The sequence below is a fragment of the Nostoc sp. genome, assembly GCF_036917935.1.
In the GTDB taxonomy this organism is placed as follows: domain Bacteria; phylum Cyanobacteriota; class Cyanobacteriia; order Cyanobacteriales; family Nostocaceae; genus Nostoc.
Window position 1 is genome coordinate 21,077 of sequence record NZ_JBALEL010000058.1, and the last position, 20,249, is coordinate 41,325.

Annotated in this window: 19 protein-coding genes and 1 tRNA gene; 10 read left to right on the plus strand and 10 right to left on the minus strand. The window is 42.2% G+C overall.

The window, feature by feature from the left end; all coding sequences use genetic code 11:
* The first annotated feature begins 272 nt into the window (after positions 1–272).
* Complete coding sequence (locus V7K62_RS24420) at positions 273–1,058, plus strand: Uma2 family endonuclease (RefSeq protein WP_334868631.1); 786 nt, start codon at positions 273–275, stop codon at positions 1,056–1,058.
* A 221-nt stretch (positions 1,059–1,279) separates the two neighbouring features.
* Here the strand turns inward: V7K62_RS24420 and V7K62_RS24425 are convergent, their stop codons facing one another.
* Entirely contained in the window at positions 1,280–4,015 is a 2,736-nt protein-coding gene (locus V7K62_RS24425; RefSeq protein ID WP_334868772.1) for a CBS domain-containing protein, read from the minus strand.
* A 548-nt stretch (positions 4,016–4,563) separates the two neighbouring features.
* Between V7K62_RS24425 and psbZ the strand changes: the two genes are divergently transcribed.
* From psbZ to V7K62_RS24450, 5 genes are all read left to right on the plus strand, one after another.
* Positions 4,564–4,752: a photosystem II reaction center protein PsbZ gene (psbZ, locus tag V7K62_RS24430; RefSeq protein WP_179068007.1), complete on the plus strand. Its 189-nt coding sequence runs from the start codon at positions 4,564–4,566 to the stop codon at positions 4,750–4,752.
* A 193-nt stretch (positions 4,753–4,945) separates the two neighbouring features.
* Complete coding sequence (ribH, locus tag V7K62_RS24435) at positions 4,946–5,524, plus strand: 6,7-dimethyl-8-ribityllumazine synthase (RefSeq protein ID WP_334868633.1); 579 nt, start codon at positions 4,946–4,948, stop codon at positions 5,522–5,524.
* 125 nt (positions 5,525–5,649) lie between these two features.
* A tRNA-Gly gene (locus tag V7K62_RS24440) sits at positions 5,650–5,721 on the plus strand.
* Positions 5,722–6,593: 872 nt separating this feature from the next.
* Complete coding sequence (locus V7K62_RS24445; protein ID WP_334868774.1) at positions 6,594–7,001, plus strand: hypothetical protein; 408 nt, start codon at positions 6,594–6,596, stop codon at positions 6,999–7,001.
* A 4-nt stretch (positions 7,002–7,005) separates the two neighbouring features.
* Positions 7,006–8,271, plus strand: a complete 1,266-nt coding sequence (locus V7K62_RS24450) for a glutamate-5-semialdehyde dehydrogenase (RefSeq protein WP_334868635.1) — start codon at positions 7,006–7,008, stop codon at positions 8,269–8,271.
* Positions 8,272–8,328: 57 nt separating this feature from the next.
* On the opposite strand, the gene V7K62_RS24455 is transcribed toward V7K62_RS24450, so the two are convergent.
* On the minus strand, positions 8,329–9,342 hold the full coding sequence (locus V7K62_RS24455; protein ID WP_334868637.1) for a WD40 repeat domain-containing protein: 1,014 nt from the start codon (positions 9,340–9,342) through the stop codon (positions 8,329–8,331).
* A gap of 413 nt (positions 9,343–9,755) precedes the next feature.
* On the opposite strand from V7K62_RS24455, the gene V7K62_RS24460 reads away from it, so the two are divergent.
* Both V7K62_RS24460 and V7K62_RS24465 read left to right on the plus strand, forming a co-directional pair.
* Positions 9,756–11,327, plus strand: coding sequence for an alkaline phosphatase D family protein (locus V7K62_RS24460; protein WP_334868639.1), 1,572 nt, complete (start codon positions 9,756–9,758; stop codon positions 11,325–11,327).
* 641 nt (positions 11,328–11,968) lie between these two features.
* Positions 11,969–12,820: a universal stress protein gene (locus V7K62_RS24465; RefSeq protein WP_334868641.1), complete on the plus strand. Its 852-nt coding sequence runs from the start codon at positions 11,969–11,971 to the stop codon at positions 12,818–12,820.
* A gap of 148 nt (positions 12,821–12,968) precedes the next feature.
* On the opposite strand, the gene psbM is transcribed toward V7K62_RS24465, so the two are convergent.
* The 5 genes from psbM to V7K62_RS24490 form a co-directional block, all read right to left on the minus strand.
* Complete coding sequence (psbM, locus tag V7K62_RS24470) at positions 12,969–13,085, minus strand: photosystem II reaction center protein PsbM (protein ID WP_084227279.1); 117 nt, start codon at positions 13,083–13,085, stop codon at positions 12,969–12,971.
* Positions 13,086–13,282: 197 nt separating this feature from the next.
* Positions 13,283–13,579, minus strand: coding sequence for a 2Fe-2S iron-sulfur cluster-binding protein (locus V7K62_RS24475; protein ID WP_334868643.1), 297 nt, complete (start codon positions 13,577–13,579; stop codon positions 13,283–13,285).
* A gap of 185 nt (positions 13,580–13,764) precedes the next feature.
* A complete protein-coding gene (locus tag V7K62_RS24480; protein ID WP_006195022.1) occupies positions 13,765–13,902 on the minus strand; it encodes a photosystem II reaction center protein K in 138 nt (45 codons plus the stop codon).
* A gap of 78 nt (positions 13,903–13,980) precedes the next feature.
* Positions 13,981–15,129: a tRNA guanosine(34) transglycosylase Tgt gene (gene tgt, locus V7K62_RS24485; protein ID WP_334868645.1), complete on the minus strand. Its 1,149-nt coding sequence runs from the start codon at positions 15,127–15,129 to the stop codon at positions 13,981–13,983.
* Between the two features lie 233 nt (positions 15,130–15,362).
* Positions 15,363–15,815: a hypothetical protein gene (locus tag V7K62_RS24490; RefSeq protein ID WP_334868647.1), complete on the minus strand. Its 453-nt coding sequence runs from the start codon at positions 15,813–15,815 to the stop codon at positions 15,363–15,365.
* Positions 15,816–16,191: 376 nt separating this feature from the next.
* Here V7K62_RS24490 and cobS point away from each other — a divergent pair, with 376 nt between their 5' ends.
* Entirely contained in the window at positions 16,192–16,965 is a 774-nt protein-coding gene (gene cobS / locus V7K62_RS24495) for an adenosylcobinamide-GDP ribazoletransferase (RefSeq protein ID WP_334868776.1), read from the plus strand.
* 124 nt (positions 16,966–17,089) lie between these two features.
* Here cobS and V7K62_RS24500 read toward each other — a convergent pair whose 3' ends face one another.
* The 3 genes from V7K62_RS24500 to V7K62_RS24510 form a co-directional block, all read right to left on the minus strand.
* Complete coding sequence (locus V7K62_RS24500; RefSeq protein ID WP_334868649.1) at positions 17,090–17,545, minus strand: PPC domain-containing protein; 456 nt, start codon at positions 17,543–17,545, stop codon at positions 17,090–17,092.
* 85 nt (positions 17,546–17,630) lie between these two features.
* Positions 17,631–18,308 carry a ComF family protein gene (locus tag V7K62_RS24505; RefSeq protein ID WP_334868651.1) on the minus strand — a complete coding sequence of 226 codons (678 nt, stop codon included), beginning with the start codon at positions 18,306–18,308 and terminating at the stop codon, positions 17,631–17,633.
* Positions 18,309–18,797, minus strand: coding sequence for a GNAT family N-acetyltransferase (locus tag V7K62_RS24510; protein WP_334868653.1), 489 nt, complete (start codon positions 18,795–18,797; stop codon positions 18,309–18,311).
* A gap of 639 nt (positions 18,798–19,436) precedes the next feature.
* On the opposite strand from V7K62_RS24510, the gene aroQ reads away from it, so the two are divergent.
* The gene (gene aroQ / locus V7K62_RS24515; RefSeq protein WP_334868655.1) at positions 19,437–20,132 is read left to right on the plus strand and encodes a gamma subclass chorismate mutase AroQ; all 696 of its coding nucleotides are present in this window, start codon (positions 19,437–19,439) and stop codon (positions 20,130–20,132) included.
* The last annotated feature ends 117 nt before the right edge of the window (positions 20,133–20,249 follow it).

Genomic DNA, 20,249 nt, shown 5'->3' on the forward strand with positions numbered 1-20,249 from the left:
CAAACTGGTTGCGTTTATTCTTTGTTGACATTTGTTGCTTTGGTGCAACAGGTGTTTGGTACTACTTCATTTCAGCTATCTCGCTGGAGTTGTGATGAGGTTTGATATTGACTACAGTGTAGCACGAAGGTATTTCGGAAAGGGAGGATGCGATCGCCTGTTTTTGCCAAGCGTTAATGTAGCGCGGTAAGCCATAGCTATGCCGTCAGACCGATCGCTAACTACGACAGTGGTAAAATAAATTAATAACTACTTGATGCCGTATCCATTCTATGACCATTGCTCAAGAATTAGATTCTCAAGAAGGCATCTGCCAAGATGTTATATTTCCCCCTGGTGATTTATATAGTGACGAACCTCCCTTGGAAAGCGAACTGCATTTACGGCAAATAATCCTACTTTTAACATGTCTGGAATGGTTGTGGCGAGATAGAAATGATTTCTATGCGGCGGGAAATCTAACTATCTACTACAGTCCCCGCCAACGCAAATCAGAATACTTCCGAGGGCCAGACTTTTTTGTTGTGCTGGGAACTGAACGTAAAACCCGCAAAAGTTGGGTAGTCTGGGAAGAAGATGGCAAATATCCGAATGTAATTCTAGAAATTTTGTCTAACTCAACAGCTAATACTGACAAAGGTTTAAAGAAAACAATTTATCAAGACACTTTCCGCACACCCGATTATTTTTGGTTTGACCCTTACACACAAGAATTTGCGGGATTTCATTTAGTAGATGGAGAATATCAACCTCTACAAGCAAGTGAACAAGGATATTTGTGGAGTCATCAGCTAGGGTTATATTTGGGAGTTTATGAAGGTTTATTGCGGTTTTTTACACGAGATGGGCAACTAGTACCAACACCGGAAGAAACGGTAGAACAGGTACAACAAAAAGCAGAACAAGCTGAACAAAAAGCAGAACAAGCCGAACAAAAGGCAGAACAGTCACAACAAAAGGCAGAACAGTCACAACAAAAAGCAGAACAAGCCGAACAAAAGGCAGAACGTTTAGCAGCAAAACTGCGGGAGTTAAATATCGATCCAGATACAATTTAGACCACAGCTATAGGAATCATATTTGATTTCTGAAAAAATCTCGGTAGTCTTGTAGTGAACTGTCATGAGTGTAGGTTGGGTGGAGCGGAGCGCAATCCAACATCCTGATATATGTTGGGTTACGCAAAGCCTCCACCCAACAAAAGTCTACGTCTAATGCACTATTAAAGCCTAGACAGTCCACTACGTGCATTTCAAAAATCAAATACTAGTCCTATATTTCATTTAGGATAGTGTTGCGCTAAAAACTCCTCAGCTTCAGTCTTATCTTTAATTACTCCATCTAAGGTAGCAGCAAGCATATCATCTAATATTTGCCGATACTGCGGCCCTGGTTTGTAACCAAGTTTCTTTAAATCATTGCCATTCAGTAGTGGCTGCACATTAGCCCAAACAGTTAAATATTCCCAAATTTGATGTCTAATCTCTTGCAGACTTTGCACCGCGATTAAAATCAGCATTGGTAAATCGTATTGTCGCAACAACTGCACTACCTGACTGGGACTTTGATACTTCGGCAAAGATTCCATTACCTCAGTTTGGGCAGAAGCCAAGTTTTGTAAGCGTTTAATGCTATCCTCTTGCAGTTGCAGATTCTTTACCACTTTTGCCCGATATTCTGGTGTTAGATGGGCGATTAACGCTTCTAAGCGCATTTCCCAATGGATGAGGGTTGGTTGCGGGTCAAATCGCCGCAAACAGCGTTCTAGCAAACGTAATTGTCGTAGGACTTCCACATCTAGCTTCAGAGTAGGATGGATGCATTGCAATGCCCCTAAATTATCGAGTAACTGTAAAGCTGATTTCCAGTAGGGGGCTTCTAGGATGTGTTTTAGTTCTGTTTTCAGTCGAGTTTGCAGGGCTGGAGTTCTGCTATTCTCTTGGGAAGTGCGATCGTAAACACCACTGTTAATGGCATAGCGGATAAACTCTTCAGTTTGCGGTTCAATCTCAAATCCGAAGCGCACTGCAAAGCGCACACCACGAAAAATGCGGGTGGGGTCTTCGATAAAGCTATTGGCGTGCAAAACCCGAATTTGCCTAGCTTGTAAATCTAGTAATCCACTAAAGAAATCGAGTAATTCACCAGCACGAGGAGAAGTCAGGCGCAAGGCGACGGCGTTGATGGTAAAATCTCGACGATACAAGTCTTGACGAATAGAACTCGCCTCAACTTCTGGATTTGCGGCTGGATAAGGATAGAATTCTGTTCTAGCGGTGGCAATATCTACCCATAGAGAATCTAATTCTGGGTCTTTGTGCCACAACAAAGCCGCAGTTTGAAAAGCCCCGTGGATTTCTAAGCGAGCCGTAGGGTAAAGTTGTTGGAGTGCCTTTGCTAATTCTACACCAGCACCCACATCTGCTGATTTATGAAAGCCATCAACTACGAGGTCAATATCTTTAATTATCAAGGTGTCCGCTACTGCTTCTGCTAATAGCAAATCCCGCACCGCACCGCCCACTAGATAAAGATGCCAACCCCGTTTTTCTGCCTCTTGCGATGCTGTGGTGAGTAATTGCCACAATTGAGGAGCAAGTTTATTCTGCAACTCCATCCTAAGTCCTAAGTGCTGGTTTGTGAGTAATGATTGAGACTCAGAGCTCAGCACTGGGAACGGGCTAAACGCCCCGTTACCGCTAACCGCACTGTTTTGATGTAATTCCCGTAAGACATCAGTACGGGTGACTATGCCCATTAACTGTTCATTTTCCAATACTGGTAAGCGTCCAATATCATAAGTCACCATCATCGACTCAATTTGTGGCAATGTCGTATCTGGTGTAATCGTTTTGAGATTCTTGGTCATGTAGCCCTTGACTGGTGCATGACTAAATCCGTGGTGTAAGGCGATATCAATATCCCGCCGCGAAATAATACCTACTAGTTGCCCTTGAGTATCGACTATAGATAAACCAGAGTGTCCATAGCGTAATAAAATGCGCTGGGCTTCGGCAATTGTGGTTTCAGGCAGAATCGTGCGGACAGGAGAAGACATCAAATCCCTAGCTGTGGGGGGATGGGGAATTTGTGCTTTTACCCCGTCAAGGAGTTGTTTTAATATTGCCTGCGAATCTACTTGGCGTAAGTTTAACGATGCGGCCTGCGAATGACCCCCGCCACCCAAGAGTTGGAATAATAGGTTAAGATTTGTCTTGGGAATTTGCGATCGCCCAATTACAGTTAAGCGTGAATCACTTTCACCCACAGCATATTCATTAGCCAACAGTAGGGCATCAATTTCGGTTAATTCCACGAGTTCGGATGCCAAACTCGATAACCCTGGTACAAAACCCTCAGTTTTTATAGTTACCCAAGCAAGCGTATATCCATGTAGGCAAAGATATTCTAAATTTTCCAGCGCCTTAGTTAATAGCTGCTGCAATTGCAAAGACAAGCCAGGGTCACGGTAGGTAGAAATTACTGATAAACTCGCACCTTGTTCCATCAACCAAGCCAAAGCTAAAGCATCCCGTGGTGTGGACTGGTCAAAGGTCAAGGAGCCAGTGTCAACGTGGATACCCAAAGCCATCACAGTTGCTTCAGCAGGAGTGAGAGAAATTTGCTGTTGTTGCAATCGCTCCACAATTAAAGTTGTTATAGCTCCTACTGCGGAAATATCCGATCGCGTGGCGGAAATATCTGATTCTTGTCCTAAGTGATGGTCATAAACTATAATCTCTTTTAGATTGGGTAAATCTAACCACTCAGCAGCTTTACCCAAGCGATCGCGCTTTTGTGTATCCACCACAGTCAAAGAGCGAATTTTTTCTGGATTCACCGAACGGCGTTCAATCAGCGGATATTCATCCCGATGCAATGCTAAAAAATCCCGTACAGGAGGATGAGAACCGCCAGTCAGCACAATCTTGCTTCCCGGTAGTAGGCGCGTTAACCCTACTGCTGCTCCTAATGCGTCAAAATCAGCTGTCGTGTGGCAAAGAATTAAATCCATAGTTAAGTAGTCATTAGTCATCGGTACTTAAACAAAGGACTAAAATGTTGTAATTTCTGGTAGCTTAAAAACAAGAAAAAAGTGTCAGTGTCGCCCTTTAGCTAAAATGGGCAGAAGCCTCACCCTTAAGCCCTGAGAGTCAGCACTTTAATTGTCAAATATTCTGAATATAGATGATCGGGGCGTTGTATGATTTAATTGGTTACTCGCCGCCACGGTCGTTGATACACCTCTAGACAGCCCTCTGGGAAACCTACGTGAAACGTTGGACAACGTGAAACGAGTAGGCATCCTTTCAAAGAATGCAAATTTACCATTGGTTGACACATCAGTGCAAAAGTCATAAGCAATTCATCCTGTGTCGTAAAATTTGTGGGGTACGAAAGGAAGAAAAAATCAAATTGTCTCCGTTGGGGTATCACGGGGACATAAAACTAAAGCTCAGGAAATGTCCTATGCGATCGCAGGAGTCACTGAGAAGCCTACACTGTACAGCTTACTGTTAATGTAGGACATATCACTATTTCGCTGTATTGGGAGAATCAAAAATGACCATAATATTCCAATTTGCCTTGATAGGTCTAGTCCTGTTGTCCTTTGTCCTAGTTGTGGGCGTTCCAGTTGCTTACGCCACTCCCCAAAATTGGGGTGAATCTAAAAAACTGCTCTGGGTTGGTTCTGGTGTCTGGATTGGTTTGGTATTTTTAGTTGGTTTGTTAAACTTTTTTGTCGTGTAGGCGACGGCTTCGCTCTGGCGCAGGCACATAATATAAGAACTAGAGGGGCAGAAAAGCCAAGGTCAAAGGTTAAGGGAAACAAGAGATTTTTTTCTTTTTCCTACTAACTTAATTTTGACCGCGCTTTCCTGCTCCTCTACATTTAAATAAGAAATGTATATTGGCCAGAAGTATAGTTGATAAAGAGGCAGTCATGGCAGTTTTCGAGGGAACTTTTACTCAAACGGAACCTTTGCGTTTTGCAGTGGTTATTGGTCGATTCAATGACCTCGTTACCGGAAAGCTGCTAGAGGGTTGTCAAGATTGTTTGAAACGCCACGGTGTAGATCCTAACCCGCAAGGTACTCAGGTGGACTATGTTTGGGTGCCAGGAAGTTTTGAAGTACCTTTAGTAGCTCGGCAACTAGCACTTTCCCATCGTTATGATGCTGTAATTTGTCTAGGTGCAGTTATTCGAGGACAAACACCGCACTTTGATTACGTATCCGCCGAAGTTTCTAAAGGCATTGCCGCCGCTAGCTTTCAAACTGGGGTGCCAGTAATTTTTGGCATTTTGACAGTAGATACTATGCAGCAAGCCTTAGAACGGGCAGGCATAAAAGGTAATCATGGTTGGGATTATGCCCTGAATGCCCTAGAAATGGCAAGCCTCATGCGGCAACTGCGTTCTAACCTGGCAGAGCCATATTCTCGTAATAGCCAGTCTTTGCCAGCCTCTTTTCAAAGTGCCAGCATCGGCAATTTAACTGCGGAGTCAGAAGAACTAGGCTAAGGCGTCATTAGTCATTTGTCCTTTGTTATTCACTAATGACCAATGACTAATGACCAATGACTAAAATAAATTAAGGGGTTGACAATAAGGGATAAATCTGAGATATTTGTGTATGGCAATTGATTGCGGGTGTGGCTCAGTGGTAGAGCGTCACCTTGCCAAGGTGAATGTCGCGCGTTCGAATCGCGTCACCCGCTTCCAACTAAAACCTCTTAGAGTTAAAAATTCTAAGGGGTTTAGTGTTTTTAGGGTGCATTTCAGTGTTTGTCGATTCACTCTCCACTCCTGTGGACAGATCGAGCAAACAAATCGTCTAATCTCCCAATTTGGATATTGCCCACTCAAATTGTGTTACCCACTTGCTAAGAAATATAAAACCCAGCTTCACATTAGTTTAGATATTCATTAGCTTGAGTACAATCTTTATAGGTGTAATCAATTTGTTTCGTATAGGGTGTATTACACTGGACTAAAGGTGGCTACTTCTAATGTTGTCAGGTGCAAAACGTCTTTTCGCAGTGAAGTTAGCCATAATCTATTTGGGCAAAGAGTCACACACGCTCTGGATGTTTTGGCAATTCCCGCTCTGGAAACGCTTGTAAACTGCAAGGAATAGAAATTGGACATAATCCCGATCTATCCTTGATAGCTGGATAGTAATATATAGTAACCCAAAGGAAAATCTGGGGTTTGTTGATGTCTGTTGTTTATGAGCGTAGCCTTCTCAAACGATTTGTTTTAGGAGCGATCGCCACGTATTCTTAAAATTGTACCAGGTGTGTCAGCATAATAAATGCCCAAAAACGCAACCACATTACCTTGAAAGCGACAGATGAAGAGAAGGAAATTTGTAAACAAGATTGCCAGCTACGGGGAAAGACTAAAAACAGATGACTCCGTAGTCAGATTAATTTACGATACTTAGATTTGGCTAAATATACTGTTTGCAATCATGTCGATGTTTGCATCGCCTGTCCAGGTATATAAAGAAAGAAGCCTTATCAGGGATTTACCAAGTGATTATATTCTCGCAGTTCGTGTAAAACACGCTCAAGTTATTAGAACGCTTGTGCAATCTCAAAAACCCGAAAGAATCGATTTCAATGCCGAATACCCCTGTCCCTGTCGTCGCCGGGGTCAGTTAATTCCGATTACGTTGACAGAAGCATTTGGTTGCGATCGCTGTCAGCAAATCTTTGTTGTAGAAGATAATGGTCATGTCCTAGAACAGCTTTCTACCACCTATCCCTACAAACGGGCTTGGCGTTGGATGGGAAATAGTTGGCATGTTGTCCATCCCCGCTTGGGAGAAAGCTATCTGCCTATAGCACTTGGCATTATTTTCGTGCTAGTGATTATATGGCTGCCATTAGCACTGCGATTAGCAAATGGTTCCAGCATTATTGCTTGGGCAATGGTGGCGGTGCTATTGGCTATTCTGCCAGCGCTAATGGTCTGGCTTACCTACAGACGTTAACTCAATGACTGTTGAAGTTTTGGATGACCACCCCGAACCGATTACTAGCGCCCAACGAGCCTATCAAGCTTCCCTAAAGTTGGGGATCACAAAGGGAGCAGACCGGAGTCGTGCAGTATTGGCGATGGCACAGGCGCTTGAGCGCTCATTTGACGACATTTTAGAAGCCAATACCTTGGATTTAGAAGCGAGTCGAGAAATGGCAGTGCCAGAGTTGATATTGGACTGGCTAAAGCTGACTCCCACCAGGCTAGAGATGACAGTAGACATTTTACAACGGTTGGGGGAATTATCAGATCCGCTGCGACGCGTCAGAACCGCTGATTATCAACTGGAAGATTCCCAGAGTTATACCCAGTTAATGCCTTTGGGAGTGATTGGATTTATTTATGAAGCGTTTCCCGATTTAGGGGCGATCGCAGCGGGTTTTTGTATTAAAACTGGCAATAGTATAATTCTCAAAGGCAGTACTGAAGCTAGCCATTCCAACGCCGCCATCGCTGAGGCATTGCAAAATGCGATCGCAGAAGTTGGACTCCCACCAGGTTGTGTAGAACTGATCACAGCCGAACATCGTGCTTCGATTCGGGATTTAGTTACCCAAGACCAGTACGTGAATTTAGTGATTCCCTACGGACGTTCTAGCTTAGTGCAGCAGGTAGTCCGACAGTCAACTTGCCCAGTTTTAAAGTCAGCGATGGGTAACTGTTACCTTTACTGGTCGCCCAATAGTAGCTTAGAAATGGTGCGCTGGATGATTCTTAATAGTCATCAAAGTGAACCAGACCAAGTTAATGCTATTGAAAAGGTACTCATTCATCGTCAAGCCTTGCCATCATCTTTAGCCGTTCTGTGGAACAGCTTGATGGAAAAAGGCTTTGAAATTAAAGGGGATGCAGAACTAGTAAAAGCCTTTCCCCAGTTGCAGCTGGTGAAGGAAGGCGAATGGGGAAACCCTTATTTAACCAGGACAGTAGCTTTTAAACTGGTGGATAGCTTAGAGGCTGCGATCGCTTGGATTAATGAACACAGCAGTGGTCATGCCGACTCCATCGTTACTGAATCCTACCAGGAAAGTCGGCAGTTTGCTTTGGGAGTTAACAGTGCCTCTACCTACATCAACACTTCCCCGCGTTTTTCCCGCAACCCTTCGCGGGGAGATTCAGTATTTCTCGGTATGTCTAACCAAAAAGGTCATCGTCGGGGATTTATCAGCCTGGAAACTTTGACCACCGTTAAGCACATTGTTCAGGGAAATGGTAGGTTTTAAATAATTCGTAATTTATAAGCATTCTGAAGTAAAACTATCTCAAATCACCGTGAAAAATTAAATTCCCCACACCTCAACAGTGCTGTCTCCACTCCAAACAAATAGTCTCTGTCCATCTGAGCTAATTGCAAGACCAGTAATTGACGATGAATGACTTGTGAGACTACAAAGTTCATGTCCTGTCCGAATGTTCCACACTTTAATGGTTCCATTTTCTCGACTACCACTAAGTAAAAAGCATTGATCGCAACTGACAGTAATTACAGGCATATACCCTGAAAGACTTAAGGTACAAATTACTTGTTGTGTTTGCCAATCCCATATTTTATATTTTTGGTCAAGGTCTTTTTCTTCAGTTACTAAAACTTGCGAATTTGAATAGATAAAATTATGACCTAGATCGGACATATAAATATAGGAAATTATACCTTTTACTTGTAGATCCCACAATTCAAAATTTTCTCCGTCAACAGCATTTAAAAATGATTGACCATCTGGGCTAAAGGCAATATACCAAAACCAATCTGAACGTCTATGTGTATTAAAGATTTTTTCCTTTGTTTTTATATCCCACACTTCAGCATAATCATTACAATTCCAAAGTCCTAAAACGCGATTGTTGGGTGCGATAGCGATTTGATCAAATTCCTTCGTTGCTTCTGGCTGGAATGTGCATATTACTTGTTGCGTTTTCATATTCCACACTTGAATTATGTTGTTATAATTACAAGTAACTAAGGTTTGCAACTCTTGGCTTATATCTACACAAGCTATACTGCGAACTTCATCTGTATACCTTTCAATAGTAAAAAGATACTCAAAAAATAAATATGGGTTGTATAGCTGTAATGCCAGTTTAGTTCTTGGCTCTGTACTTTCCTGAAGTAGCCAATAAGCTGATTCTTGAACATCAACCTCTGAGTTTTGTAAAGCTTGAATAATCAAGTTTAAGCCAGCTTCCCCATACTCAAAAGCATCTAGAAGGGCATCAATTTTTTGTTCAACCTTTCCATGCGCCAGCAATTGCTTAACTCTTTCAATCCCTCCCAAAACTGAATCGTTAACTGTCATAAATTCTTTACTATTTTGATGGTGCGTCTAAGAGGTTGTTTGAAAAGTCCTCTTGTCGGTATCAAAACATTTTAGATCCCCCTAAATCCCCCTTAAAAAAGGGGGACTTTGATTCTGGTTCCCCCCTTTTTAAGGGGGGTTAGGGGGGATCAAAGTGCCTAAAATCACAGCCAAATACTTTTCAAACATCCTCTAAATGCGCCACAAATTTCTCCCAGTTTCAATGCCCAATCCCCTAATTCAATTTTAAACTTAACAAAATCTTAATTTCTACTTGATCCTGGGTTGGTAGGTTCCTTGTGTTTGGTTGAGCAGCAATTGGGAAACAAGTCAAATCAAGCCATTATTTGTGCTTTTCACAACTGACCCTCCTAAAATTTGCCAACTGTATTTACATCTGGGAAGGGGTGAATATGGAACTTATGGATGGTACGCGCCTACTAGCAAATCGTTGCAGACGGCGGGATTTTTTGTTGGGTGCAGGATTCTTAACGGGGTTAACAGTAGCTAGCCAATTGCATCCAGTATTGGCTAGCTCAAGGTTTTCTGGCTATCCGTTCAGTCTTGGTATTGCCTCTGGCGATCCTTTGCCGGATGGTGTTGTTATCTGGACACGACTGGCTCCAAATCCACTCTCTGGAGGTGGAATGCCACTGGTAAATGTCCCAGTGCGGTGGCAAGTCGCCCTCGATGAAAACATGAAACGAGTTGTGCGGCGAGGAACAGTACTAGCGACACCAGAGTTAGCACACTCAGTCCACGTTGATGTCCGTGGACTAGACCCTGACCGTTGGTACTGGTATCAATTTCAAGTAAGTAAGGAAGTTAGCCCCATTGGACGGACTCGTACAGCACCAGCATTTTATAGCTATACCCAGCAACTGAACTTTGCTTTTGTCTCCTGTCAAGACTGGCAAAATGGCTACTATACGGCTTATCGGCATTTGGCTGAGGAAAATCTCGACCTTGTGGTTCATCTGGGTGATTACATCTACGAATACGGGCCACAGTCTGGTGGGCCGCGCCAGCATAACAGTCCAGAAATCATTACTCTTAAAGACTATCGCGATCGCCACGCTCTGTACAAAACTGACCCAAATCTCCAAGCTGCTCATGCGGCTTTTCCCTGGATTGTCACTTGGGACGATCATGAAGTTGACAACAACTATGCCAACTTAAGCCCCGAAGACAACCAAACCCAAGAGGCTTTTAGAAAACGGCGAGCTAATGCTTACCAAGCTTACTACGAACACATGCCTCTACGTCAGTCTTCATTGCCCAAGGGCCCAGACGCGCTGCTTTATCGGCGATTGACTTTCGGTAATTTAGCTGAGTTCAATGTACTAGACACGAGGCAGTACCGCACTAATCAACCTTGTGATGATGGACTTAAGCCTCGCTGTCCCCAAGCTTTTGATACAAATGCTACGATGACAGGCTCAGAACAAGAGCAGTGGCTGCGAAAAGGTTTAGATCAGTCGCGATCGCGCTGGAATGTGATTGCTCAACAGACTATGCTAGCCGAGTACAATTTCAATAGTAGTCCAGGTGTAGGTGTCTTCAATATGGATCAGTGGGATGGCTACGTGGCTGCACGTAATCGGCTCCTGAATTTTCTCAACCAACGTCAACCTTCTAATCCTGTGGTGATTAGCGGAGACATCCATTCTAGTTGGGTACACGACTTGAAGCTTGATTTCAGTAACCCAAACTCACCAACTGTAGGCACTGAGTTTGTCGGAACATCAATTACCTCTGACTTTCCCACCTCATTCATCGCTCCATCTCAAGCTGCCCTAACTAATAATCCCCATACTAAGTTCTTTGACGGTGCTTACCGAGGATACGTCCGCTGCAACCTGACCCCAAAACGCTGGCAAAGTGACTATCGCGTTGTATCAAGCATTGTTGACTTGAATGCCTCAGTCAAAACCCTAGCTTCCTTTGTAGTCCAAAACGGACAACCAGGGGCACATCTAAGTTAAGCAAATCTCACAACCAATCAAACAAACCCTCCAGATTCTATTTGGAGGGTTTCAATATAGTATTAAATATGATTTCGACCATAACAATATCCTAATTCAGATGTTTTTATCCCACATTTTGCGAATGTTCGGATATAGCAATGCTATCTGAGTTACCAAAACTGCAAAAGACTTAAAAAAGGCAGATAATATGAGAAATTCAGGTGGAGTGTAGACTATTCAAGTCGGAAGCGTAGGCATAGCCCGTCGTAGACATCGCCTGTTAAGGCTTATACTAGATTAATTTTTCTTTAGAGTTATTTTGGCATTTATTTGCAATACTTAACTAACCTCTAATTAACAAAAGTAAACATAGATTAAAAATAATACCTAACATCATAATTTATTAAGTTCATCAGACTAAATTGAGAGTATGCTGAATAGTTGAAGTCTAGTTGAAAGTTTAAGTAACTAAGTGCAAATAAACTTAAATATTTGTTTAGTTTTTTATCCTTGGTCATTTATTTGAGTGTTAAATACTAAAAAACAAAGTTTATTTGTGCCAACTTACTAACTAGGTTGTCGAGCAAGGCGGTGAAAATCCGACCAGAGCCAAGTACTAACAGCGAAAACAAAAGTAAACTTCACAAAAATTACGTAAGATGATCAGAAGAATTTTGCTGGCTGTATCGGGATTGGGACACGCAGAAGAAATGCTCAAAACCCTGAAAGAAATCCCTTCAATTCAATCTGCAAAAGTGACAATTTTGCATGTTGTTCATGCACAAAATGCTGCTGCTACCATGACGGCTAAATGGGAAAATGGTGGTAAAATTCTGGCGAATGCCATTCAAACTTTGAATTTAGATCCTAGCCAAGTTTCTTCAATTTTGCGTGAAGGCGACCCTAAAGATGTGGTTTGCCAAGTAGCTGATGAAATCGACGCTGACTTGATTATTATGGGTTCACGCGGACTGAAGCGACTGCAATCGATTTTATCGAACTCAGTCAGTCAGTATGTTTTCCAACTATCTTCTCGCCCCATGTTGCTGGTAAAAGATGACATTTATGTTAAAAAAATTAAGCGCATTATGGTGGCAATAGATAACTCTGACTCAGCAAAAAAATGCTTGAAATTGGCACTGTTTTTACTCCGAGATATTCAAGGTGGCGAGTTAATTTTGGCAAATATTAGTACAGATTTTGGCGGTAAAAAATCGGAAATAACTAAAGTTAATTCAGACAAAAATCCAGTTTTAGCAGCCGCAGTTGCAGAAGCTGAAAAACTAGGCATCCAATCTCGTTCTTATATCAGCAGTGGCAAACCTGGTGAAGAAATTTGTCGATTGGCAGAAGAGTTAAATATAGACTTATTATTGCTCGGTTCTCCAGATCGTCGTCCATCGATCGCTAAGAGTTTTGTTGACATAGACAGACTCATCGGTTCTTCCTTGTCTGACTATGTTCGAGTCAATGCCACTTGTCCGGTATTGTTGGCGCGGACAATCGCTTAAAGTAAACAGTACTGAGTATAATAATTGTTGTAATAGAAGAGTAAAGTAAGATTTGTCTTGTCTTTGCTACTCAGCGCTAAGTTGCTGGTTGATAAATAAAAACCCCTACACTATTGGTGCAGGGGTTATTTATTTTATACACAAACTCTTAACTATCTTTTCCACCTTCGCGGCTAGCAGTTTGGATGTACAGAATTAGTAAAAACACAGCGGGGACAAGTACGAACAAAATGCTCGCTATGAACCCCAGGTCATTAACTTGCATGGCAAGAAAGCCTCTCTTAAATATTCCAGTCAACAACATTAGGATAGCATCATCGATGACCTAGTTATACCAATTCAAAATTCTTGCATTCAAAATTCAAAATGTTCGCATAGCGTCTCGTAGAGAGAAAACTTAATTTTGGTAAGTATTTTGACTACTGACTGGATACAAATTGAAGCAATGGCAGATTTGACAACTTAAGGCTTCGTGACTAGGCTGACTGAGCCATTCACTAAAGTTTGACAGGCAAGACGGTAATTTTCCGGCTTTTTTTTGAATTTCCGGTTTTCTACGTCTGTGCGGGGGGAAAGATTTTCTAGTCCTTCGACTATCTCCACAACACAAGTACCACACTGGCCATTACCACCGCAATTGGTCATCTTGCCAATCAATGTATATATATCAATACCATTTTGTATCGCTTTGAGCCGAAGATTTGCACCATCCGCCGCCACTACTTCTTTATTTTCTTTAACGAATTTGATATTACCCATAACTGATTCCTCCTTGACTGTAAGCTTGGCTTTCAAGGCTTCATATTGACATGGACTGATTAACATCTTATTTATTATAATAATTCATTGCAAAATATTAATAAATATTAACTTTATAAAACATGGCGCTACAAAAAAATAGGACAGGTAGAGTACCTGTCCTAGAAATTGAAAAATAAATTAACTTACCTAAATCCCACGGCTGCTTGCCAAACGAAAGCAAGCAACAAGAAGAATACGGGGATAACTGGGAGAACGTCTACCAAAGGATCGAAGATTTGGTAAGCTTCAGGCAGTTTTGCTAATAAAAGTGCTGCTTCCATGTTTGTTTAAATCCACCTATCCAACATAGCTTTCATAATTGAGAAGTATCTTAACATGGTTTGGGTCTCGAGCATTGGTCAATAGTCATTTCTAATTTCACCCTCATCTGGTGCTGATTCAGATGAGTTGAGCCAGTGACCAAATTCTGCGACAAAACGATCGCTTAATATTGCTTCTCTAATTTTTTGCGTAAAGCGAATTAGTTCGGTAATGTTGTGAATGCTTAACAAGGTATAAGCCAAAATTTCCTGCGATCGCACTAAATGAGATATATAAGCACGGCTAAAATTTTGACAAGTGTAGCAAGGACAAGTTTCGTCTAAGGGCGTAAAATCTTCACGAAACTTAGCATTTTTTAAATTCCAGCGTCCGCCTTGGACTATTGCCGTCCCATGTCTGGCCCAACGGGTGGGAATTACGCAATCAAATAAATCTATACCAGATGCGATCGCGATCGCCATTTCCCGATAAGTACCCACACCCATTAAGTAACGCGGCTTATCGGGTGGAAGAAGTGGCGCTGTCACTTTTACAATCTCAGCCATCAATTCTGGCGGTTCTCCCACACTCACGCCACCAATGGCATATCCGGGCAAATCCAACTTAGCCAAAGCTTCCGCCGCACGGCAACGCAAATCAAAATATACGCCCCCTTGCACAATCCCAAACAAAGCCTGCTCACTGTGTTGATGAGCCGTTATACAGCGTTCTAACCAGCGGTAAGTACGCTCAGTTGCAGTTTCTACCTCTTGGCGAGTCGCTGGGTACGGCGGACACTCATCAAAGGCCATGATCACATCTGCCCCTAAAGTATTTTGAATCTCAATGGATAGCTCTGGTGTTAAATTAATAATTTGTCCATCATGGGGTGAACGAAAAGTTACGCCTTCTTCAGTAATTTTTCGCATCTCGCTTAAGCTGAAGACCTGAAACCCACCCGAATCTGTGAGCATTGGGCCGTTCCAACCCATAAATTTGTGCAAGCCACCACCTCCAGCCACGATCGCTTCTCCTGGTTGGAGGTGAAGATGATAAGTATTAGATAAAATCATTTGCGCCCCAGTATCTCGTAGCTGGGCTGGGGTAATAGTTTTGACATTTGCCAGCGTTCCCACGGGCATAAATCTGGGGGTTTCGACAACACCGTGAGGGGTGAAAAACACCCCGGCTCTAGCTTTTGTCTGACTACAGCAAGCAAGACATTCAAAAGAAAAATTCGCACTCATGCCATTTTGGATTTTAGATTTTAGATTTTGGATTGTGAAACACTAATTGGTGAAGAGTTTCAGAAATCCATAACTAGCAGCCATAAAACCAAATGGTATTAGGGCAAAATTAATATTATTTGGCTAAATTATGGACAAAAATAAAAACTGGTAATTGAGTTTTAGCGAATACTTAAGCATTCACTACTAACCTAGTTACCAACTTTACGAGTATATACTGGAATAATTGTTATTTAGAAAGAATCAGAACAGTCATCGTCAATTTCTGCATCCCATCTGGCTGAGAGAACTTGCTCCATCATCGCTTCTATGGCGCTGACATTGAAGGTTCGCTCTCGTCGCTCTTGTAGGGGCGTTGAGCGGGGAATCAACCGCAGACACACTCCTTCTTGCATCAAATCGAAGTAGGTTTCTTGTTGCGACGACTGTTTTAGTTCCAAGTAATCAAAACTACAAACATTCAGATATAGTGCGCGGTTAGCCACTAAGGTAGACCTTTGCGGATTGGCAAAAACTTCCATCACATCCCCTTCACCCTCGCTCAGTACCTTATCTTCTTGGGTGTAGATGTAGTGGACTCGACCTAAATCTGCCAGCAATCGCCGGATGTCGAGCTTATTCACAATGATGCCCGTGTTAATAATGCACGGAGCTGGTATCCTGGTGTCGGGTAGATGGTGACTCATAGGAAAATAGCGATTGAGCTAAGGAGAGCGACAACATAGCTAAACTGTCAGAATTGAATAGCTTGTTTACTCCCTACATTTAAAAAAATATCAATTTTGTGGGGCAATCGTCTAATAATTTGCAGTAAGTTTTTAGTTAAGGAATACAAAATACAAATTTTGCTCCCTGATGGAATTTTAACTTCCTAAATCATTCGCTTTTTGTATAAAAAGTACTCAATATTACTTACTTACCACTTAGACCAGGATAACAAAATTTTCAAGGAGAATGTCTGATAGAAGTAAATCTTATCTAAACTTTTAAAGTCTGGTCATGTCGGTTGTACCGAAATCAAGGCTATTATCCAGCAGTTTACCAAATATTAATGTAATTCAGATGACGAAACAGCAACAGTGGTGGAAAAAGCTGCTGTTAAAGCTGGCAGCTAGTATTATATTTTACACTAGTATTCCACTACCGTATTTAAACGGATTGGACTTTCGGGAAGTGGCACGTCTTGCTTCGCTTGTCGGGTTGATAATTGGGGGCATTTTAGGGTTGCTGGATACGGGGATGGATTATATTGGTATGCCCGTACTAACTCGTAGTGCATTGGTAGTAAGTGTTTGGATTGCCATCACTGGAGGATTGCACTTAGATGGGGCAATGGATACTGCCGATGGTTTAGCAGTGGGAGACCCAGATCGGCGATTGGAGGTGATGGCAGATAGTGCTACAGGTGCTTTTGGGGCAATGGCAGCGATCGCCTTGGTGATACTAAAAATAACAGCTTTGACGGATCTGCCAGAAAACCGTTGGTTATTGCTGATGGCTGCTTGTGGCTGGGGACGTTGGGGACAGCAACTAGCGATCGCCCGATATCCTTATCTGAAAGCAACTGGTAAAGGTGCATTTCACAAACAAGCCATTCGTTCTTACAAAGATTTGTTACCGGGATTGTTGTTGTTGTTTGGTTTGAGTGGTTTACTTGTGCTGATAGACAAACAGCAAGTATTTCTCGCACTGACAATGATAGTTGTTGGAAGTGCGATCGCCACTTTAACTAGTGCATGGTTCAACCACAAACTAGGCGGACACACTGGAGATACTTACGGCGCAGTCGTTGAGTGGACTGAAGCCTTATTTCTCTGCATATTGACTGTCTTTTAAGAAATGGGAAGTAAGGAGTGGGGATGAGGGAGATCAGGGAGAGAAGGAGAATAACCCATACCCCATACCCCATACCCATTACCCCTTATCCCCAGAGGGGGCCCCACCTGACCCAATCCCGACTTCATTTAATCGGTTGCAACTTTGTCACTTTGAGTTTAAAAGCCCCAACCCCAGTTTCCCCAAAAGACCGGACACGAATAACATAATTCCCTGTCTCTACGATGCGAGTAAATAGTAAGGAATTGCTACTACCATCAGGGCCATCATCATTTTCTGCCAAAGTCGAACCATCAGGTGCCAGCAGTGTGATGATACTGTCAAAGTTTTCCGATGATAGGTCAACTGCTAAATTCTCGCCCTTCTGCAACTTCACAGTGTAATCACGGGCAAATCCACCTTGACCTGTAGGAATGTCTTTGTCTGAGAGGGTATCGGAAAGTTCAGTACTGTTAGATAAAGGGATTGGACTATACAACTTATTTTGAGCAAAAGCTGCACTTGTACTTATGCCTATTGCCAGCAACGTGGCAGGAATGATGATGAGTTGTTTTAAACCCGCTGCAAAAGCTTTATTCATAACACTTCAAGGAATTTTTTCCAAAAATACGGTAAATTGGTCAATTCATCCACTTTTAAGCCAAAGCTTGCCATTAATTCTTGAACTATCCGTCTTTGACGGCAGTGGCTACAGCTACTAATCCTAAGACCACAATTCCATACTGACGAAGTGTTTGCACAGCAGACCTGGCAGTAGCACCAGTAGTATAAATGTCGTCCACTAACAGCACTGGGACATTTGGGGGACAATGGCGAAATTCTTGCCCAATAGCAAAAGCTTTGTCCAAGTTTTTTTGTCGTTTAGATACCGACAAACCAAACTGCGCTTCCGTTTCTCGCACTCTTGCTAAACCGTTTAGTTTCAATTTTAATCCGGTTATTTCGCAGAAGCTTTCTGCTATCAGTGCGGCTTGATTGTATTTACGTTGTTTTTGTTTGCTAGCGTGGAGTGGGATGGGAACTACTACAGGTTGGCTATCCCGCATCGGTGAATTTAACAACCATGCTTCTCCTAACCATTGACCCAAAGGACGAGCTATTTGGGGTTGATTGTCATATTTCATCGCCGCGATCGCTCGTTTCACCGGGCCACCATACTCCCCCCAGCCAAACACTGGTATAGGCCCTTGCCATAGAGAAATCGGGTCTTTACGTTGACATTTTTGCAGTTGTTTGGTGCAGTTATGACAGAATTCTTGAGAAGTTGCGCGTTGACATAGGGGGCAATGGGATTGGAGAAAAAGATTGAGTAAGCCTGTGAGATTTTTAATCCAAGTGTGCATTTAAGGCTGGTTGAAGAATTTAACATACACGCGATCGCACCTTGTTGTTTCTACTCCCGTTGCTGGAGTATAGCCGTTGCTTTCATACAGCTTGACTGCTTCCACCAAAACGCTGGCGGTTTCAATCCAAATTTGCTGAAAACCACGCTTTGCGATCGCTGCTTCTAGCTGTTGTAACAAATATTTCCCTAATCCCAAACCCCTGATGCTGGGCAAAAGATACATTTTGCGGATTTCAACAGCTTTTTCGCCTCGACGTATGGGGTAGTATGCTCCAGTACCTACTAACTGACTTTGGTGTTCAATTACCCAAAACTCTCCCCCAGTAGCTAAATAACATTCCTCTACTCGCACCACATCTCGGTCAGCACCCTTTGGTTCCCAACCCAGTCCGTATTCTGATAATACATAACTGATCACTTCGGCGGCTCTTGTGCGATCGCTTTCCACCCAATCACGAATTAAAAAATCTTGATAATAGTTTTTCATTACCATTTGCTGGTCAAGTTTACACAGAAAAATTTTCCGCATCTATATCCCAATTTAGCCAGCAAATAGCAATTCTGGCAGAGTCCATTTCCGGCTGTACTCTCAAGGCGTGAATTGTGCCAGTACTGAGAAAAGTCATCTTTAACAAAGAAATCGGCTCTACATCTACCTATCTCATCAATGCACAACTAGGTGTATTCTTGCCAACTATTACTGATTGACAAATTGTTTATGACCTTAACCCGTCAAGAATGGTACATAACAGCAACTATATTGTGCGATTTATTACATTCCTTTTTCCGAACATAGCGAGGTAACTTGATGATGTATTTCCTCAATACCCGTATAAGCCGGAATTTGCTTTTTGTCAGTAATTATGAGATATTTTGTTTGAGATTAAAAATAAGTAGGTAGGCACAAATAAACCTAACTATGTAACGAAAAGTAAAAGCGGTGAAAACCTTGCGATTGCTTGTCTACGACACGCTACGCGAACACTCCACTCCGTTGCGTACCCTGCGGGAACGCCAAGGGCGAACGCAATGACATAGTTATAAATTTTCCCGCCCACCTACTTACTGTATTCCTATATATTTACTGATAATCCTACTAAGTAGCAGGATGTATAAACTTTTTGAGATGAATTTAAGTTTTTTGAGAAAGCATCCACTGTTGTTTGTCATCATCATTTTCTTTGGGCTTTTTTTCAGTAGTACAGTAGTTGCTGCAAAGTTAAAATTATATTTCGCTGCCCAGAACTCTGGGTCAGTAAAATTAGTAAATCCCCAAGCTATTACGGGGGCAGAAGAACAAAGACCTGTAGATAAATTACTAAAATTGATCCAACAGCGATTGTTAATTGCACATGATGTAGCCCGTTGGAAATGGAATCAAAAACGTCCGATTGAGGATCGAAAGCGCGAACAAGAGTTACTATTAAAGGTTAGGCAACAAGCTACAACCCATAGTCTAGAACCCGATAGAGTTGCAGGATTTTTTCAAGCACAAATAGAAGCAGGAAAACTCATCCAAACCGCTGATTTTCAAAATTGGCAAAAGCAAGGCATTAAATCTTTTGCTAACGTGCCAGACTTAAACCAGACATTGCGACCATCGTTAGATAAATTAAACACAGAATTTCTCTTTGCTTTAACAGAACTGACTTCTGTTCTAGGTTGCCCACAGATACAGGAATTAATTCAGTCACGTTCCCAAGTGATTATTCAGGGAGATGGGATTGATCAGCAAGTGCAGAACCTAGCAATTTCACCGCTGCTGCAATTTAAAAGCGCTTCTTGCAAAGTGGTTTCCTTCCCTAAACGATCAATTCGATAATTATTCTAAAAATTAGATTTTAGAACTTACGCACTGTACAAATGCATCGTGATGTGCATTAACTAAAATAGGTTATTTCAGGCTTTTCTTAATTATCCTGCGATCGTAAATAGACCA

Coding starts and splice junctions, on each gene's coding strand:
- V7K62_RS24480 (WP_006195022.1), bottom strand. CDS start 13,902: ATGGAAGCAGCACTTTTATTAGCAAAACTGCCTGAAGCTTACCAAATC.
- V7K62_RS24455 (WP_334868637.1), bottom strand. CDS start 9,342: ATGACAGTTAACGATTCAGTTTTGGGAGGGATTGAAAGAGTTAAGCAA.
- V7K62_RS24475 (WP_334868643.1), bottom strand. CDS start 13,579: ATGGGTAATATCAAATTCGTTAAAGAAAATAAAGAAGTAGTGGCGGCG.
- V7K62_RS24510 (WP_334868653.1), bottom strand. CDS start 18,797: ATGAAAAACTATTATCAAGATTTTTTAATTCGTGATTGGGTGGAAAGC.
- V7K62_RS24420 (WP_334868631.1), top strand. CDS start 273: ATGACCATTGCTCAAGAATTAGATTCTCAAGAAGGCATCTGCCAAGAT.
- V7K62_RS24425 (WP_334868772.1), bottom strand. CDS start 4,015: ATGGATTTAATTCTTTGCCACACGACAGCTGATTTTGACGCATTAGGA.
- cobS (WP_334868776.1), top strand. CDS start 16,192: ATGACGAAACAGCAACAGTGGTGGAAAAAGCTGCTGTTAAAGCTGGCA.
- tgt (WP_334868645.1), bottom strand. CDS start 15,129: ATGAGTGCGAATTTTTCTTTTGAATGTCTTGCTTGCTGTAGTCAGACA.
- V7K62_RS24450 (WP_334868635.1), top strand. CDS start 7,006: ATGACTGTTGAAGTTTTGGATGACCACCCCGAACCGATTACTAGCGCC.
- ribH (WP_334868633.1), top strand. CDS start 4,946: ATGGCAGTTTTCGAGGGAACTTTTACTCAAACGGAACCTTTGCGTTTT.
- V7K62_RS24465 (WP_334868641.1), top strand. CDS start 11,969: ATGATCAGAAGAATTTTGCTGGCTGTATCGGGATTGGGACACGCAGAA.
- V7K62_RS24505 (WP_334868651.1), bottom strand. CDS start 18,308: ATGCACACTTGGATTAAAAATCTCACAGGCTTACTCAATCTTTTTCTC.
- aroQ (WP_334868655.1), top strand. CDS start 19,437: ATGAATTTAAGTTTTTTGAGAAAGCATCCACTGTTGTTTGTCATCATC.
- V7K62_RS24460 (WP_334868639.1), top strand. CDS start 9,756: ATGGAACTTATGGATGGTACGCGCCTACTAGCAAATCGTTGCAGACGG.
- psbM (WP_084227279.1), bottom strand. CDS start 13,085: ATGCAAGTTAATGACCTGGGGTTCATAGCGAGCATTTTGTTCGTACTT.
- V7K62_RS24500 (WP_334868649.1), bottom strand. CDS start 17,545: ATGAATAAAGCTTTTGCAGCGGGTTTAAAACAACTCATCATCATTCCT.
- psbZ (WP_179068007.1), top strand. CDS start 4,564: ATGACCATAATATTCCAATTTGCCTTGATAGGTCTAGTCCTGTTGTCC.
- V7K62_RS24490 (WP_334868647.1), bottom strand. CDS start 15,815: ATGAGTCACCATCTACCCGACACCAGGATACCAGCTCCGTGCATTATT.